The sequence below is a fragment of the Candidatus Halocynthiibacter alkanivorans genome (assembly GCF_003333265.1).
Taxonomy (GTDB): Bacteria; Pseudomonadota; Alphaproteobacteria; order Rhodobacterales; family Rhodobacteraceae; genus Halocyntiibacter_A; species Halocyntiibacter_A alkanivorans.
Genome location: NZ_QOLB01000077.1, coordinates 57314 through 71292 on the forward strand (window position 1 = coordinate 57314; position 13979 = coordinate 71292).

The 13979-nt window shown below is 59.1% G+C and carries 14 protein-coding genes and 1 pseudogene; 10 read left to right on the plus strand and 5 right to left on the minus strand.

The window, feature by feature from the left end; genetic code table 11:
• Positions 1–23: 23 nt before the first annotated feature.
• The 5 genes from pstC to phoB all read left to right on the plus strand — a co-directional run bounded on the left by pstC (position 24) and on the right by phoB (position 4435).
• Entirely contained in the window at positions 24–974 is a 951-nt protein-coding gene (pstC, locus tag DWA01_RS08255) for a phosphate ABC transporter permease subunit PstC (protein ID WP_114285368.1), read from the plus strand.
• Positions 967–2226 (plus strand): phosphate ABC transporter permease PstA, encoded by a 1260-nt coding sequence (gene pstA / locus DWA01_RS08260; protein ID WP_114285369.1) that lies wholly within the window; start codon positions 967–969, stop codon positions 2224–2226. Before pstC ends, pstA begins: the two co-directional genes overlap by 8 nt.
• A gap of 2 nt (positions 2227–2228) precedes the next feature.
• Positions 2229–2990 carry a phosphate ABC transporter ATP-binding protein PstB gene (gene pstB / locus DWA01_RS08265; protein WP_114285370.1) on the plus strand — a complete coding sequence of 254 codons (762 nt, stop codon included), beginning with the start codon at positions 2229–2231 and terminating at the stop codon, positions 2988–2990.
• An 8-nt stretch (positions 2991–2998) separates the two neighbouring features.
• Entirely contained in the window at positions 2999–3670 is a 672-nt protein-coding gene (gene phoU / locus DWA01_RS08270; protein WP_114285371.1) for a phosphate signaling complex protein PhoU, read from the plus strand.
• A gap of 69 nt (positions 3671–3739) precedes the next feature.
• Positions 3740–4435 (plus strand): phosphate regulon transcriptional regulator PhoB, encoded by a 696-nt coding sequence (gene phoB / locus DWA01_RS08275; RefSeq protein ID WP_114285372.1) that lies wholly within the window; start codon positions 3740–3742, stop codon positions 4433–4435.
• A 131-nt stretch (positions 4436–4566) separates the two neighbouring features.
• Here phoB and DWA01_RS08280 read toward each other — a convergent pair whose 3' ends face one another.
• A complete protein-coding gene (locus DWA01_RS08280; RefSeq protein WP_114285425.1) occupies positions 4567–5016 on the minus strand; it encodes an Lrp/AsnC family transcriptional regulator in 450 nt (149 codons plus the stop codon).
• A 121-nt stretch (positions 5017–5137) separates the two neighbouring features.
• Here DWA01_RS08280 and DWA01_RS08285 point away from each other — a divergent pair, with 121 nt between their 5' ends.
• The 4 genes from DWA01_RS08285 to DWA01_RS08300 are packed head-to-tail and all read left to right on the plus strand — an operon-like array spanning position 5138 to position 9395.
• The gene (locus DWA01_RS08285; RefSeq protein WP_114285373.1) at positions 5138–6283 is read left to right on the plus strand and encodes an amidohydrolase; all 1146 of its coding nucleotides are present in this window, start codon (positions 5138–5140) and stop codon (positions 6281–6283) included.
• A 4-nt stretch (positions 6284–6287) separates the two neighbouring features.
• Positions 6288–7478, plus strand: a complete 1191-nt coding sequence (locus DWA01_RS08290; RefSeq protein ID WP_114285374.1) for a diaminopropionate ammonia-lyase — start codon at positions 6288–6290, stop codon at positions 7476–7478.
• A complete protein-coding gene (locus tag DWA01_RS08295; protein WP_114285426.1) occupies positions 7471–8637 on the plus strand; it encodes a M24 family metallopeptidase in 1167 nt (388 codons plus the stop codon). Before DWA01_RS08290 ends, DWA01_RS08295 begins: the two co-directional genes overlap by 8 nt.
• 11 nt (positions 8638–8648) lie before the next feature.
• Positions 8649–9395, plus strand: coding sequence for a maleate cis-trans isomerase family protein (locus DWA01_RS08300; RefSeq protein ID WP_114285375.1), 747 nt, complete (start codon positions 8649–8651; stop codon positions 9393–9395).
• A gap of 237 nt (positions 9396–9632) precedes the next feature.
• Here DWA01_RS08300 and DWA01_RS08305 read toward each other — a convergent pair whose 3' ends face one another.
• Positions 9633–10340, minus strand: coding sequence for a substrate-binding domain-containing protein (locus tag DWA01_RS08305; RefSeq protein WP_235008480.1), 708 nt, complete (start codon positions 10338–10340; stop codon positions 9633–9635).
• A 237-nt stretch (positions 10341–10577) separates the two neighbouring features.
• Positions 10578–10727 (minus strand): annotated as a pseudogene (locus DWA01_RS23940) (helix-turn-helix domain-containing protein); the annotation flags it as partial.
• A 13-nt stretch (positions 10728–10740) separates the two neighbouring features.
• Between DWA01_RS23940 and DWA01_RS08310 the strand changes: the two are divergent.
• A complete protein-coding gene (locus tag DWA01_RS08310; RefSeq protein ID WP_114285377.1) occupies positions 10741–11922 on the plus strand; it encodes a phytanoyl-CoA dioxygenase family protein in 1182 nt (393 codons plus the stop codon).
• Between the two features lie 119 nt (positions 11923–12041).
• Here DWA01_RS08310 and DWA01_RS08315 read toward each other — a convergent pair whose 3' ends face one another.
• Complete coding sequence (locus DWA01_RS08315; RefSeq protein WP_114285378.1) at positions 12042–12926, minus strand: carbohydrate kinase family protein; 885 nt, start codon at positions 12924–12926, stop codon at positions 12042–12044.
• The gene (locus DWA01_RS08320; RefSeq protein ID WP_114285379.1) at positions 12923–13978 is read right to left on the minus strand and encodes an ABC transporter ATP-binding protein; all 1056 of its coding nucleotides are present in this window, start codon (positions 13976–13978) and stop codon (positions 12923–12925) included. Before DWA01_RS08320 ends, DWA01_RS08315 begins: the two co-directional genes overlap by 4 nt.
• Between the last annotated feature and the right edge of the window lies 1 nt (position 13979).

Sequence of the window (13979 nt, forward strand, 5' to 3'; positions counted from 1 at the left end):
CCATTTGAAGGAAGATCAGGCCGATGGCTGATCAAACACTAATTCTGACAAGACCGGCACGCAGCGGCTGGCGGGACCGGATGGTTGTTTCGCTGCTGGCGGCAGCCGCCGGGGTGGCCATTCTGGTGACCGGCGGCATTGTATTATCGCTGGTATTTGAAACAATTCAGTTTTTCAAAAAGGTCCCGGTCGCGGATTTTCTGTTTGGACTGAACTGGAGCCCGCAAACCGCGATCCGGGCGGATCAGGTCGGCGCTGCAGGTAGTTTTGGCGCCATCCCTCTGATCAATGGCACGCTGTTGATCAGCGCGATTGCGATGGCGGTGGCGACGCCGCTTGGCCTCGCCTCGGCTGTCTACCTGTCCGAATATGCTGGCAAGGCGGCGCGGAGCTGGATCAAACCGGCGCTTGAAGTGCTCGCGGGCATTCCGACGGTCGTTTACGGGTTTTTCGCGGCACTGACCATTGCCCCGTTCATTCGTATGACCGGCGGCCAGTTCGGCCTGGAGATCGCCTCCGAAAGCGCACTGGCGGCCGGAATTGCCATGGGGCTGATGATTGTACCGCTGATTTCCTCACTGTCTGATGATGTGATCAACGCGGTGCCGCAATCGTTGCGGGATGCGTCGCTGGGTCTGGGCGCGACCCGCTCCGAAACCATCCGCCGGGTCGTTTTGCCCGCCGCCCTGCCCGGCATGGCCGGCGCATTACTGCTGGCCGCATCCCGCGCCATTGGCGAGACGATGATCGTTTTGATGGCGGCGGGTATGGCGGCGAAACTTACGCTGAACCCGCTGGACGCTGTCACTACGATTACGGTGCAGATTGTCGCGCTGCTGACCGGAGACCAGGAGTTTGACAGCGCAAAAACCCTGTCAGCCTTTGCGCTTGGGCTGCTGCTGTTCATCATCACGCTTGTTCTCAACATTGTCGCATTGGGCATCGTCAAGAAATACCAGGAACGCTATGATTAATCTCACAAAACAAGCCGGTTTCGATCTGGCCAGGCGGCACCGGGCGGAACAGCGGTTTCAGTGGGCCGGGCGTCTGGCAATCCTGACCTCGCTGGCCTTCCTCGTCTTTATGACCGGCTCCATTCTCATCGATGCTGCGGGTGTTGTCCGACGGACGCAGATTGCGGTGGCGGTGGATCTGAAGTCGGGCTTGGTTGACCCTGCTGATATCACAAGCGCCAGCTTTGGGGCGATATTGAAATCCGGGTTGCGGGCGCAGTTTCCTGAGGTCAGCACGCGCCGGCAAAAGAAGAAACTCTACAATCTGGTCAGCCCCGAAGGCAGTTTTGAGATCAAACGCCAGGTGCGGGATGATCCGGCACTACTGGGCGGCGTTCAAACACTTTGGCTGACCGCCTCGGACGACCTGGATCTGTATCTGCGCGGCAAAATTGACACCAGCCTACCGGAAAACCGGCGCCGGATCTCGAATGCCGAGGTCACCTGGATCGAAGAGTTGCAACAGGCGGGGCAGATCCGTCGGGTGCTGAACTGGGGCTTCCTGACCGGTGGCGACAGTCGCGAGCCGGAAATTGCCGGTATTCTCAGCGCCCTGATCGGATCTTTGTTTTCGCTGGCGGTGTGTTTTTCCCTGTCCTTTCCCATTGGCATCGGCGCAGCGATCTATCTGGAAGAATTCGCCCCGAAAAACCGGATTTCCGACCTGATTGAAGTGAATATCAACAACCTGGCGGCGGTGCCCTCGATTGTTTTCGGCCTGCTGGGTCTGTCGATCTTTCTCGGTTATATGGGCCTGCTGCGCTCCTCGCCTCTGGTTGGGGGCATGGTGCTGGCGCTGATGACACTGCCGACCATCATCATTGCAGCGCGCGCCTCGCTTCGCTCGGTGCCGCCCTCCTTCAAAGAAGCGGCGCTGGCGCTGGGGGCGACGCCGGTGCAAGCGGTTTTTCACCACGTTTTGCCGGTGGCCATGCCGGGCATGTTAACCGGCGCCATCATCGGCATGGCGCAGGCGCTGGGAGAAACGGCGCCCTTGCTGATGATCGGCATGGTCGCCTTCATCGTCGATCTGCCACAGTCGATCCTGGAACCTGCCACCGCCCTGCCCGTACAGATATTCCTGTGGGCCGACAGCCCGGAACGGGCCTTCACCGAAAAAACCGCCGCGGCGATCATCGTGCTGCTGATCTTTCTGATCGCCATGAACCTGATCGCCATCCTGTTGCGCCGCAAACTTGAACAAAGGTTCTGAGAATGACCCGTCCTTTTATCGCCGCCCGCGGCATGAACGTCTTTTATGGCGACAAACAAGCGCTTTTTGACATCGATCTGGATATCGAAGCCAACAAGGTCACCGCGCTGATTGGCCCGTCGGGCTGCGGGAAATCCACCTTTCTGCGCACGATTAACCGCATGAACGATCTGATTGCGAACTGCCGTTTTGACGGTTCACTGCAAATCGGCGGCCAGCAGGTCTATGACACGGCGGTGGATGTGGTGGCCTTGCGCGCCCAGGTCGGCATGGTGTTTCAAAAACCCAACCCGTTCCCGAAATCGATCTTTGACAACGTCGCATATGGTTTGAAAATCCACGGGCTGGCCAGCTCAAAAAGCGAATTACAGGATCGGGTGGAATGGAGTCTGAAAAGCGCCGGGTTGTGGGACGAGATTGCCAACCGGCTGGACCAGCCCGGCAACAGCCTGTCTGGGGGGCAACAGCAGCGCCTGTGTATTGCCCGCACAATCGCAGTGCAGCCCAAAGTGATCCTGATGGATGAACCTTGCTCCGCTCTTGATCCCATCGCCACCGCCGTGATCGAGGATTTGATCGACAGTTTGCGCGAAGATTACAGCATCGTCATCGTCACCCATTCAATGCATCAGGCGGCGCGGATTTCACAACGCACCGCTTTCTTTCATCTGGGCCGGCTGATCGAGGCCGGGGATACAACACAGATGTTCACCACGCCCCGCGAGGAGCAGACCCAGAATTATATCACCGGACGCACAGGCTAGGACGACTCATGAAAAACGCACATATCGTCGCCCGCTTCGACGAAGATCTGAGCAAAATCAAAACCCGTATTCTGGAGATGGGCAAGCTGGTCATTTCACAGATCAAAGACGCTTCCGCCGCGCTGGAGAGACTTGACGCCAGCGAAGTCGACCGGCTGATCGCCACGGACCGCAGGATCAACGGCATGAACAAAGATATCCACAATCGTGCCGAACGGCTGATTGCGCTGCGCCAGCCCGTGGCTCTGGATCTGCGCCAGGCCATTTTGCCAATCAATATGGCCGGCGAGCTGGAGCGGATCGGCGACCACGCGAAATCCACCGCGAAACTGGCGCGCAAATTGTCTGACGCAGGCGCGGGTGAGCAGGTCATGCGCATGGTGCAGGAGATGAGCGTGCTGCTGCAGACCATGCTGGCCCAGGCCCTGATCGCCTACAGCCACAGCGATATCAAACTGGCCGCTGAGGTCCGGGAAGCGGATAAAGAGGTCGACAGGCTAAACAAGGCCGTATTTGCAGCGGCGCTTCAGGCGATCAGACAAAGCCCTGCCGAAGCGGAAGCCCTGGTCCGGTTGATCTTGCTGGCGCGGAATTTTGAACGGGGGGGCGATCACGTTGTAAATATGGCGCGCCACGTGCATCAGATTGTCACAGGCGAGGATCTGAAAGCCTCGTCATAGGGGAATTGCCTTGCGCCGGGCGCCTGTCTGAAGTCTGCCCTTTATGGTCTCCAATGAAAGAATAACCGCGTGAGCCTTGTCACCCCCCGACTGCTGATCATTGAGGACGAACCCTCGCAGATCGAGATTTTGCGCTACAACTTTGCCCGCCAGGGGTTTGACGTGCGCGTTGCGACCGACGGAGAAGAAGGGCTGCAAGCGGCGACAGAAGATCCGCCGGATCTGATCCTGCTGGACTGGATGTTGCCGGAGTTGCCGGGGATTGAAGTGTGCCGCCAGCTGCGCCGCAACAAGATAACGCGCGAAATTCCGGTAATCATGCTGACGGCCCGGTCCGAAGAAAAGGACAAGATCCGTGGGCTCGACGGCGGCGCGGACGATTATGTGACCAAGCCCTATTCGGTCAAAGAGCTGATCGCACGGGCACGTGCCGCGCTGCGTCGCCCGACCGCCAGTGTGACGGAAAACATCCTCAGCGTTGGCGCAGTCCAGGCAAATCTGGAAAAACATACAGTGCACAGCAACGGCGTTCTGGTGCAGATAAGCCCAACTGAGTTCCGGCTTCTCGTTGCTCTGATGCAAAGTCCGGAACGGGTGTTTTCCCGCGAACAATTGCTGGACATGGTCTGGGGCATCAGTGCCGATCTGGAGACGCGCACCGTCGATGTTCACATCGGTCGTCTGAGACGCGCCCTGCACCCGGATGGCGCGCCGGGGCCGATCCGCACCATACGCGGGTTTGGCTACGCCATGGGGCCTGGCTGACAGGCTTGCTGATCACAATCGGCGCGCAAGTGATCTGTCGCCATCCGCTGGTGTGAGAGGCGATACCCGGGCGTCAGCTAGAGCCGCTCTGCTTTGCGGTGCCCTGTCGCAGCCCCGGTGGTCTGGTAAAATCAAATCACATCGAGCGAGACTTTGACACGGTCCATCACCACCGAAGTCTTGAACCGGCTGATGTTGGATTCGTCAAAGAAATGCGCCTCGGTGAATTCCTCATATTCCTTGATGTCACGCACCGCCAGGATCAGTAAAAAATCGGCCTCTCCGGTGGTATAATAACATTGCTGCACACAGGGGGCGTTGCGCATTTTGCGTTTGAAAGCATCCAGATGCGCGCGGTTTTCACGTTCAAGGATCACCTCGACAACAACGGTCATTTCGCGGTTTAGTTTCGCCGGAGACAGCACCGCGATCTCGCGCTCGATCACGCCACTTTCGCGCAGCTTTTTCAAACGTTTCTGAACCGCAGGCGGCGACAGGCCCACATCCTGGCTGATCGTTTCAGCGGTCAGGCGGGCGTTGTTTTGTACCAGCCGCAGAATCTCAAGGTCTTTGTCATCCATGTTCTGAAATTGATCGCAAACTGGCATGACTTCAATCAATTTCGTTCCATACCGGATGCTTTCAATGCCCATACTCCTGCAATCCCTGTAGTCTGTGTAGCGAATTAGTATGAGGGCCGTGATGGACGAGTTTCACCAACGACTGACAGAATTGCGCCGTGATTTACACCGCCGGCCTGAGCTGGGTTTTCAGGAAGACCGCACCCGGGCGGTGGTGGCGGATCAATTGCGCGCGCTTGGCCTGGAGGTGCATGAAGGTGCCGGCATTGTGGGCGTACTGCGGGCGGGGCATGGCAACCGGGCGATCGCATTGCGCGCAGATATGGACGCGCTGCCCATCCGTGAGGCCACGCGCCATGACTACCGTTCAAAAAACGACGGCGTGATGCATGCCTGTGGCCATGATGGTCATATGGCGATGCTGCTTGGCGCGGCGGAGCGCCTGTCAAAGGATGCCGATTTTGACGGTACTGTAGTATTCCTGTTCCAGCCCAACGAAGAGCACGGTCTGGGCGCGAAGGCGATGATTGACGAAGGCGTGCTGGAGCGGTTTCCGGTCGATGAAATCTATGCGATCCACAATTTCCCCGGCGCGCCGCTGGGTCAGGCCCTGACACGGCCGGGGCTGATCTGCAGCAGCGAGAGCCTGTTTGAGATTGCCATCACCGGCCAGGGCGGACACGCCTCGATGCCACAGGTCGGGGTGGATGCGATCACCGTGGCGGCGGAACTGGTGCAGGCTTTGCAAACCATTGTATCACGCAAACTGGCGCCCGGCGCCGGCGCGGTGGTTTCGGTGACCGAGTTTCTGACCGACGGGCAGCGCAACGTGCTTCCGGGGCATGTTACGCTCAAAGGCGATGCGCGTGCGCGCGGCGGCCAGGACCGTGCGGCCATCGAGCGCTTCATGCGCCAGATCGCCAACGGCATTGCCGCCGCTCATGGTGTCAGCATTGGGGTCACTTTCGACACCGAATTCATCGAGACGATGAATGCCGACGCCCCCACCGAGGCAGTGGTCCGCGCCGCCCGCGCCATCGGGCTGGACACCATCCCGGACTGTCAGCCGATGAGCTTTTCCGAAGATTTCGCCCATTTTTGCGCTGCAGTGCCCGGATGTTTCCTGCTTCTGGGTAATGGCACCGATGGCGCCCACGGGCAGCCGCTACATGCGGCAGATTACGATTTTAACGACGCATTATTGCCAATTGGAACAGCCCTCTGGGCGCAATTGGTCCGGGACAGGCTCCCGCTGAGAAAGGACTGAACTGATGGATATATTTGCAACTGCCAGGCTGGATTACGCCCCCGGAAACCTCCAGACGGGTGACGCGGCCAATCGCGTTCTGACGCAACAGGATTTTGACGCTGCAGTGACTGAGATCAGCGCCTGGGACGGCTATGCGCCGACCCCGCTGATCGCTCTGGCGGATCTGGCCGCCAAGCTTGGCATCGCGCGCATCGATTACAAACACGAAGGTCCGCGCTTTGGTCTGGGCAGTTTCAAGGCACTTGGCGGCTCTTATGCAGCGCTGCGGGTTCTGCAGCGGGAGTTGTCGCGCCAGTCGGGCCAGGACGTCGCGCTTGCCGATATCCGCATGGGCAAGCATCGCGAGGCTTGCGGCGGCATCACCCTGGTCTCAGCGACCGACGGCAACCACGGCCGGTCTCTGGCCTGGGGCTGTCAACGATTTGGTGCGCCCTGCCGGATCTATATCCACGCGGAAGTCAGCGAAGGCCGGGCCCAGGCGATGCGCGATCTTGGCGCCGATGTCGTGCGTATTGAAGGCGATTATGACGCTTCCGTTGCACTGGCGCGGCAAGAGGCCGAGGCCAACGGTTGGTTTGTGGTGTCTGACACCTCGTGGCCTGGGTACAGCGAACCACCACGTGATGTGATGGCGGGCTATGGCGTCATGACACGCGAAGCCAGCGACGCGCTGACACAGCCACCAACCCATGTGTTCCTGCAAGGCGGTGTTGGCGGCCTGGCGGCCTCGGTCGCGGCAGCGCTGCGCCAGTATTGGGGCGCGCAATCCCCGCGCGTGATCATTGTTGAGCCAGAGCGCGCCGCTTGCCTGATTGAGAGCGCCCGCAGAGGCAAAGCTACAACGGTCACAATCGTTGAGGAAACCATTATGGCAGGTCTGTCCTGTGGCGAGCCTTCCGAAATGGCGTGGGAGATCCTGGCTGAGCAGGCCTCAGATTTCCTGACCATCCCGGACCAGATCGTCGCCCCGACCGTGCGTCTGCTGGCCCGCCCCATGGGCAATGACCCCGTGGTTGAGGCCGGTGAAAGCGCGGTGGCTGGGCTGGCCGCGCTGATCGCCGCGCGACAGGATACCGCGCTGTCGGCAAAGCTTGGACTTGATGCCGGGTCACGCGTGCTGCTGATCGGGTCCGAGGGAGTCACCGACCCGGCGATCTTTGCTGAGATCATGGCGGGGCGTGATGATGCGTGAAGCACCTGCAAGAGGTTTTCCGGACACCGAGTTTGCCACCCGCCTGGCGCGGGCCCAGGCGCTTATGGCTGAGCAGGATCTGTCCGGAATTTTGCTTATGAGCGAAGCAGAAGTGCGCTATTTCAGCGGCTTCCACACTCTGTTCTGGCAAAGCCCGACCCGGCCCTGGTTTCTGTTCCTGCCGGCAGAAGGCAAACCGATTGCAATCATCCCTGAAATCGGTGCGGCGCTGATGCGCCAGACCTGGATTGACGATATCCGCACCTGGAGCGCGCCCTGGCCCGAAGACGATGGGCTGAGCCTGTTGAGCGACCTGTTGTCACCTCTGGCGCAGGCAGGTGCCCGGATCGGGGTGCTGAAAGGTCATGAAACCGCGCTGCGCATGCCGCTTGGTGATTATGAAAGATTGATTGCGGCGCTGCCAGGCCTGAAGATCGAGGATGCCACAGGGATCGTGCGCGCGCTGCGCATGGTTAAATCCCCGGCAGAAATCGAAAAGCTGCGCCATATCTGCGCCATCGGTTCAGAGACATTCGCCGGCGTGCCAGAATTTGCCAAGAACGGCGTGCCGTTGGAGGACGTGTTCCGCAACTTTCGCCGCGAAGCGCTGCTGCAGGGCGCGGATGACGTGCCATATCTGGTCGGCGGCGCCGGGCCGGGCGGCTATGTTGATGTAATCTCGCCACCCTCGCGCCGCCCGCTTCAGCCGGGCGACATCCTGATGCTGGACACCGGCGCCACCTGGGATGGTTATTTCTGCGACTTTGACCGCAATTTCGCATTGGGCCACGCCGATGATCTGTCGCGCCGCGCCTATGATGTCTTGTGGCGGGCGACCGAAGCCGGCATTGCTTCAGCCCGCCCCGGCACCACCTGTCGCGAGTTATTTCAGGTCATGCAGGCAGTGATTTCCGAGATGGACGACCAGGGCGGAGATGTGGGGCGGTTGGGCCACGGCCTGGGCATGCAATTGACGGAATGGCCGTCACATGCGGCGTTTGATGAGACTGTGATTGAAGAGAACATGGTGCTGACGCTGGAGCCTTCGCTTGCTTATGGCGATGGACATATCATGGTACATGAGGAAAACATCGTGATCCGGGCAAACGGGGCTGAACTTTTGACCCGCCGTGCTGCACCCGAATTGCCGGTGATCTGAAAGGGCACGTGATGAGACTGGATTTCGATACAGACGGTGGCATTGGCACACGCGCGACGCTTGGGGTGATCGTTCTGGAGACCGACGAGACGCTGGAGCCCGAATTCGCCCGGATGACGGATCTGGACGGGGTCGCGCTCTATCACAGCCGCATTCCCATGGTGTCTGAAATTAACCCTGATACCCTCAGCCGGATGGCGCGCGACCTGCCCGCCTCAGTCCGGCTGCTGCCGCCGTCGCTGGCGTTCGACGTGATTGGGTATGGCTGCACCTCGGCCTCCACGGTCATCGGATCGGAAAACGTCGCCCGCGCCGTACAATCGGTATTTCCAAACGCCCGGGTTACCGACCCGCTTGCGGCCATTATTGCCGCAGCACGAGGCCTGGACGCAAAGCGATTGGGTTTTATCACGCCCTATGTGCCTGAAGTATCACAACAAATGCAGAGCGCGCTGGAACAGGCGGGTTTTGACATCGGCGGATTCGGGTCTTTTGAAGAGGGAAATGACCGGGTGGTAGCGCGGATTACCGAGCAGGCCATCATGGCGGCGGCAGTACGTGTGGCCAGTGCGGCACCCTGTGATGCCCTGGTGATTTCCTGCACCAATCTGCGCTGCCTGCGCATCATTCCCGAGATCGAAGCGCTCACCGGCGTGGCGGTGATATCGAGCAACCAGGCTCTGGCCTGGCACATGCTGCGGCTGAGCGGTATCGACGATGCACTGCCCGCCTTTGGCCGACTGTTCAGCAGATCCTGACGTTTGCCGGCATCTGGCCGGATTGCGTCGGACTAAGGCACTCAGTGATCGACGCCCACTTCCACAAACAGAGCGACGCCTGGGCACGGGACTGATGTCGCTATCGTTTCGGTTTGCGAGGCCCGCCTGCCCGGTTTGCGGCCATACACTGGCATGTGCTGCAGCTTGCTGGCCAATCGCCAATGCCATGAAATCGGTGCCAATACATGTGATAAAACTGCCCGGTTTGCATCGCCGTTATGAAAAATGAGGCGGGTTGAACGGCGTCACGATCTGAATATCGGAGACGTGCGGGGTTTCATCCAGTTGCATCAGCCTGTGGTACTGTGCAAATGCCAGAAACGCGTTCCGGATATCGGCACGGAGCTCATGATAAAGCACAAATGTCAGCACCCCCTGTTCCAGCAAGCGTTTGTTTTCTTTATCGAGATCATGCGCGATGAAGACCTGAGGCCTGTGGCCCTGATCCGCCAAAATCTGCAGGATCGCCTCATTGCCGCCGCCCATGGAATAGACGCCTTTCAGGTCCTTGACGTCAGAAACCATTTCCGCGACGTGGTTTATCATGTGCCAGGGCACCCCCGCGCCGCCACTGGCGTCGATCAGCTCCACATCCGGACAATCACGTTTCATGACCTCTCTGAAGCCAGAATCGCGTTCTTCCTCGCCGAAAAAAGCGTGCTGGCTTTTGGTTGTCAGCACCGTGCCCGCCTGCCCACCCAGAAATTTCGCCATCAGGTAAGCGGCTGTGCGGCCGGCATTGGCATTGTCCAGGCCCACATAGGCCGTTCTTGACGAATTCGGAATGTCCGTCGCGAGAGTGACAACGGGAATTCCGGCGGCCGTCAATGCGTTCACCGCATCACAAATGCGTGGCAGATCGCGGGCTTTGAGACAGACGCCATGGCTGCCGCGTTTGCCAATGCGGCGCAATATTGCCAGCACATCATCTTCCGTCATAACCTCCTGAAAAATGAACCGGGGTCGAAAAACACCGGCGCCCAAGGTGGGCAAGATGGTCTCGGCGGCGTGTTTTATTTCATCTGTAAAGCGGTTTGGCGCCTCGACCACAAAATCGATGAACAAACGCCGCCCCCGTGCGGACAACTGTGTTTCCTGCCCTTTCAACTCTGCGATCGCTGCGTGCACGCGCTGACGGGTCTGCGGGCTTACGTTTGGGCGGTCATTGAGCACACGGTCAACTGTTGCGGTGCCGAGCCCGGCTTGAAGGGCAATTTCTTTGATTGGAAAGCGATGAGTCATTTGATGGATTATTGATGTGAATGCGCCGCCGGTACAAGCAGTTCTTCTGGTAGGTTCACCGCAGGACATAAGGAGATGAGAAATGAACAGCACTGATGCCCGGCGTCCCGGCTATTACGCAGCAGATTACTGCGATCTTGAGGCGTTTAAGGCGCTCACGTCACAGACACTCGATGGCTCCACTCTGCGGTTCGCCGCATCTGTTGAAAAAAACGTACCTGTCTATGACATAGATGTGCTGCGGCCCAGGTTTTCCGATCAGGAGTTTCGCTATCAAATCATGGCCGAATGGGCGGATATCCTGCAACACAGTGCCGGAGTACTGGTTCTGAAAAACGCCTATGACGACACGTCTGCTATCGACGCGGCAACGAAGGTCTATGAAGATATTATCGCGCGGGAAAAAGAAGCCCCAGGCGGCGGGGCGGATCATTTTGCGGCCGCCGGGAAAAACGACCGGGTCTGGAATTCGCTGCAAAAACTTTGCGAGCACGCGCCGGAAACATTCGTTCAATACTTCGCCAACCCTGCAATCGACACCATGTGCGAAGCCTGGCTTGGCCCGAATTACCAAATGACTGCGCAGGTGAACCTGGTGCATCCGGGCGGCGGCGCGCAGCTGGCACACCGGGACTACCATCTGGGATTTCAGAGCGCAGGAATCAGCGCCACCTATCCGGCGCATGTGCATGACCTGTCGCCGCTGATGACGCTGCAGGGCGGCATAGCGCATTGCGACATGCCGGTTGAGAGCGGGCCAACCAGACTTTTGCCATTTTCGCAGCAATTCCGTTCAGGATATGCCGCCTGGCGGCGTGTGGACTTTCGCGCGCATTTTGAACAACATCACATTCAACTGCCCCTCAAAAAGGGGGACGCGATATTTTTCAGCCCGGCTTTGTTCCACGCCGCCGGAGCCAACGACAGCGAGGACATTCACCGCTTTGTCAATTTGCTGCAGATCTCATCACCCTTTGGACGCGCGATGGAGACCGTCAACCGCAAAAAGATGTGTCAGATCCTTTATCCGCACATCCGGAAGGCCTTTGAGAGCGGCGCGCTTTCGGAAAGCCGCTTGCAGGCTGTCATTGCTGCGAGTGCAGAAGGGTATTCATTCCCGACCAATCTGGACCTCGACCCTCCGGTTGGAGGGCTTGCACCGGAAACACAACAGGCCCTGCTGCACAAGGCGGTGCACGCCGGATGGTCGGAGCATGCCTTCAGCCGAGAGCTTACGGCACAAGAGGAGCGTAAAAGGGCCTGAGAAAGCGCTGCCGTCTCTGCGGAACCGGCAATGGCCGCGCAGATTAATTCTGCGCGGGAACCGCTGTTTTCGCGTGGCACCGAAATAAGTCTCACCAAAATCCGGTAAATCTCAGGGCGCTACGCCAGTGCGCGCCAGGCGTTAAATGCACCGGCGCCACCTTTGGCCTGCACCGCAAGCCGGCCGCATTGGTTGCCGCGTTCAAGACAGCGCGCGAGGGGGCCATTTTCCAACCAAACCGACAAGAAACCGCCAATAAAGGAATCGCCGGCGCCGGTTGCGTCAACAACGTCGACCGGTTTTGATACCGCAGTCTGCCACCCCTTTGGGCCGAGCGCACGGGCACCTGAAGCACCGCATTTCACCACGGTCAGCTTTGCAAGCTTCTCCGGCAGGCCCAGCGCGATCAGCCGGTCAAACTCCGTTTCATTCGGGAAAAATACATCCACGGCGGCAATCAGTGAACTGACCCCGACTTGCCCCTGCATGACCTCGTCGTCCCAGCCGCAATCCAGCGAAATGCTCAGACCGGCATCCCGCGCCAGCGCAATCAACTCCGGATGTTCTGTCAGGCTGCGCAGCTCTCCGATGTGCAGATGGCGCGCACCAGACAGCGCTGCGGCCGTGATCGGCGGCATGGCATCCCCAGAGCGGTGGCTGAGAAACGCCCGGTCGGTGTTGTCGCCGATGGCCACAGTGATCTGCGGACTGGCCCCTGCCTGGACCGCTTTGCTCAGCCGGGGATTGACGCCGCAGGTTTCGATGTCGCGTTGAACGATGGCGTCGAACGGCGCTGCGGGAAGCATCGCCATCAGAGACGCCGGACAGCCCAGCGCTTGCAAAGTTGCTGCGGTGATGAAAGCGCCGCCTCCGGCACAGAGTGTCAGGTGATCCGCAAACACTTCGGTGCCCAGCGTCGGCATGCGGGGAACAGGGGCGAAAATCAGGTCGCAATACAGCCGCCCGGCGCAAATAATTTCAGGACCTGCGGCATCTTTGCTCATGACAGCGACACGCCACTGGCGGCATCAAACAGATGCAGATCCTCTGTGCGCGCCCCGAGACCAATGGTTGCACCGACTTCTGGCGGCATGCGGCCATCGGCTCTGGCAATAACTTCACCATGTTCTGTCTCGACGTAGATTAGTGTTTCTGATCCCAGCGGTTCTCTGAGGCTGACGCGGCCCTCAAAAAGCGGGCGGATCTCATCAATATACAGGTCATTGGGACGAACCCCCAGCAGGACCTTGCCAACGGGAGACGCAGCCCAACGTCCGGCATCCAGGACTTTGCCCGCCAGGGTCAGCCCCTCAGCGCTCAGCTCTGCTGGCAGCAGGTTCATCGACGGGGCACCAATGAAACGCGCCACAAACGAATTAGCCGGGCTGTGATAAACCTCTTCCGGGGTGCCAACCTGTTGAATATGTCCGTCTTTCATAACAACAATACGATCCGCCATGGTCATCGCTTCAACCTGGTCGTGGGTAACAAATACGATGGTATTTCCGACCCGTTGATGCAGTTTTTTGATTTCCAGCCGCATCTGGGTACGCAACTGAGCGTCCAGATTTGACAGTGGTTCGTCAAACAGGAACACTGCCGGGTCGCGCACCATCGCCCTTCCGATGGCCACGCGTTGGCGTTGCCCGCCGGAAAGCTGCGAGGGTTTGCGGTCCAGCAGCTCCACCATATCGAGGATACCAGCCACTTCCTGAATCCTTGCCTCTTTGTCGACCTTTGAGGCCTTGGACGAGCGCAGGCCAAAGGCGATGTTCTTTTTCACCGTCATATGCGGGTAAATCGCATAGTTCTGAAACACCATGGCGATGTCACGTTCTTTTGGCTCAAGATTGTTAACCTCACGGTCCCCAATCATGATCGCACCCGAGGAGACTTCCTCGAGACCGGCAATCAGCCGGAGCGTGGTCGATTTCCCGCAGCCGGACGGGCCGACAAAGACAACAAATTCACCGTCTTCAACGTCAAGACTGATGCTGTGGAGCACCTCAGTCTGGCCATAGGTTTTTACCAGGTTGCGCAGGGCGAGATTGGCCATA

Excerpts from the sequence above, each read along its gene's own strand:
- pstC (WP_114285368.1), top strand. The coding sequence starts at position 24 with ATGGCTGATCAAACACTAATTCTGACAAGACCGGCACGCAGCGGCTGG.
- pstA (WP_114285369.1), top strand. The coding sequence starts at position 967 with ATGATTAATCTCACAAAACAAGCCGGTTTCGATCTGGCCAGGCGGCAC.
- pstB (WP_114285370.1), top strand. The coding sequence starts at position 2,229 with ATGACCCGTCCTTTTATCGCCGCCCGCGGCATGAACGTCTTTTATGGC.
- phoU (WP_114285371.1), top strand. The coding sequence starts at position 2,999 with ATGAAAAACGCACATATCGTCGCCCGCTTCGACGAAGATCTGAGCAAA.
- DWA01_RS08280 (WP_114285425.1), bottom strand. The coding sequence starts at position 5,016 with ATGGATGACAAAGACCTTGAGATTCTGCGGCTGGTACAAAACAACGCC.
- DWA01_RS08285 (WP_114285373.1), top strand. The coding sequence starts at position 5,138 with ATGGACGAGTTTCACCAACGACTGACAGAATTGCGCCGTGATTTACAC.
- DWA01_RS08290 (WP_114285374.1), top strand. The coding sequence starts at position 6,288 with ATGGATATATTTGCAACTGCCAGGCTGGATTACGCCCCCGGAAACCTC.
- DWA01_RS08295 (WP_114285426.1), top strand. The coding sequence starts at position 7,471 with ATGCGTGAAGCACCTGCAAGAGGTTTTCCGGACACCGAGTTTGCCACC.
- DWA01_RS08300 (WP_114285375.1), top strand. The coding sequence starts at position 8,649 with ATGAGACTGGATTTCGATACAGACGGTGGCATTGGCACACGCGCGACG.
- DWA01_RS08310 (WP_114285377.1), top strand. The coding sequence starts at position 10,741 with ATGAACAGCACTGATGCCCGGCGTCCCGGCTATTACGCAGCAGATTAC.
- DWA01_RS08315 (WP_114285378.1), bottom strand. The coding sequence starts at position 12,926 with ATGAGCAAAGATGCCGCAGGTCCTGAAATTATTTGCGCCGGGCGGCTG.
- DWA01_RS08320 (WP_114285379.1), bottom strand. The coding sequence starts at position 13,978 with ATGGCCAATCTCGCCCTGCGCAACCTGGTAAAAACCTATGGCCAGACT.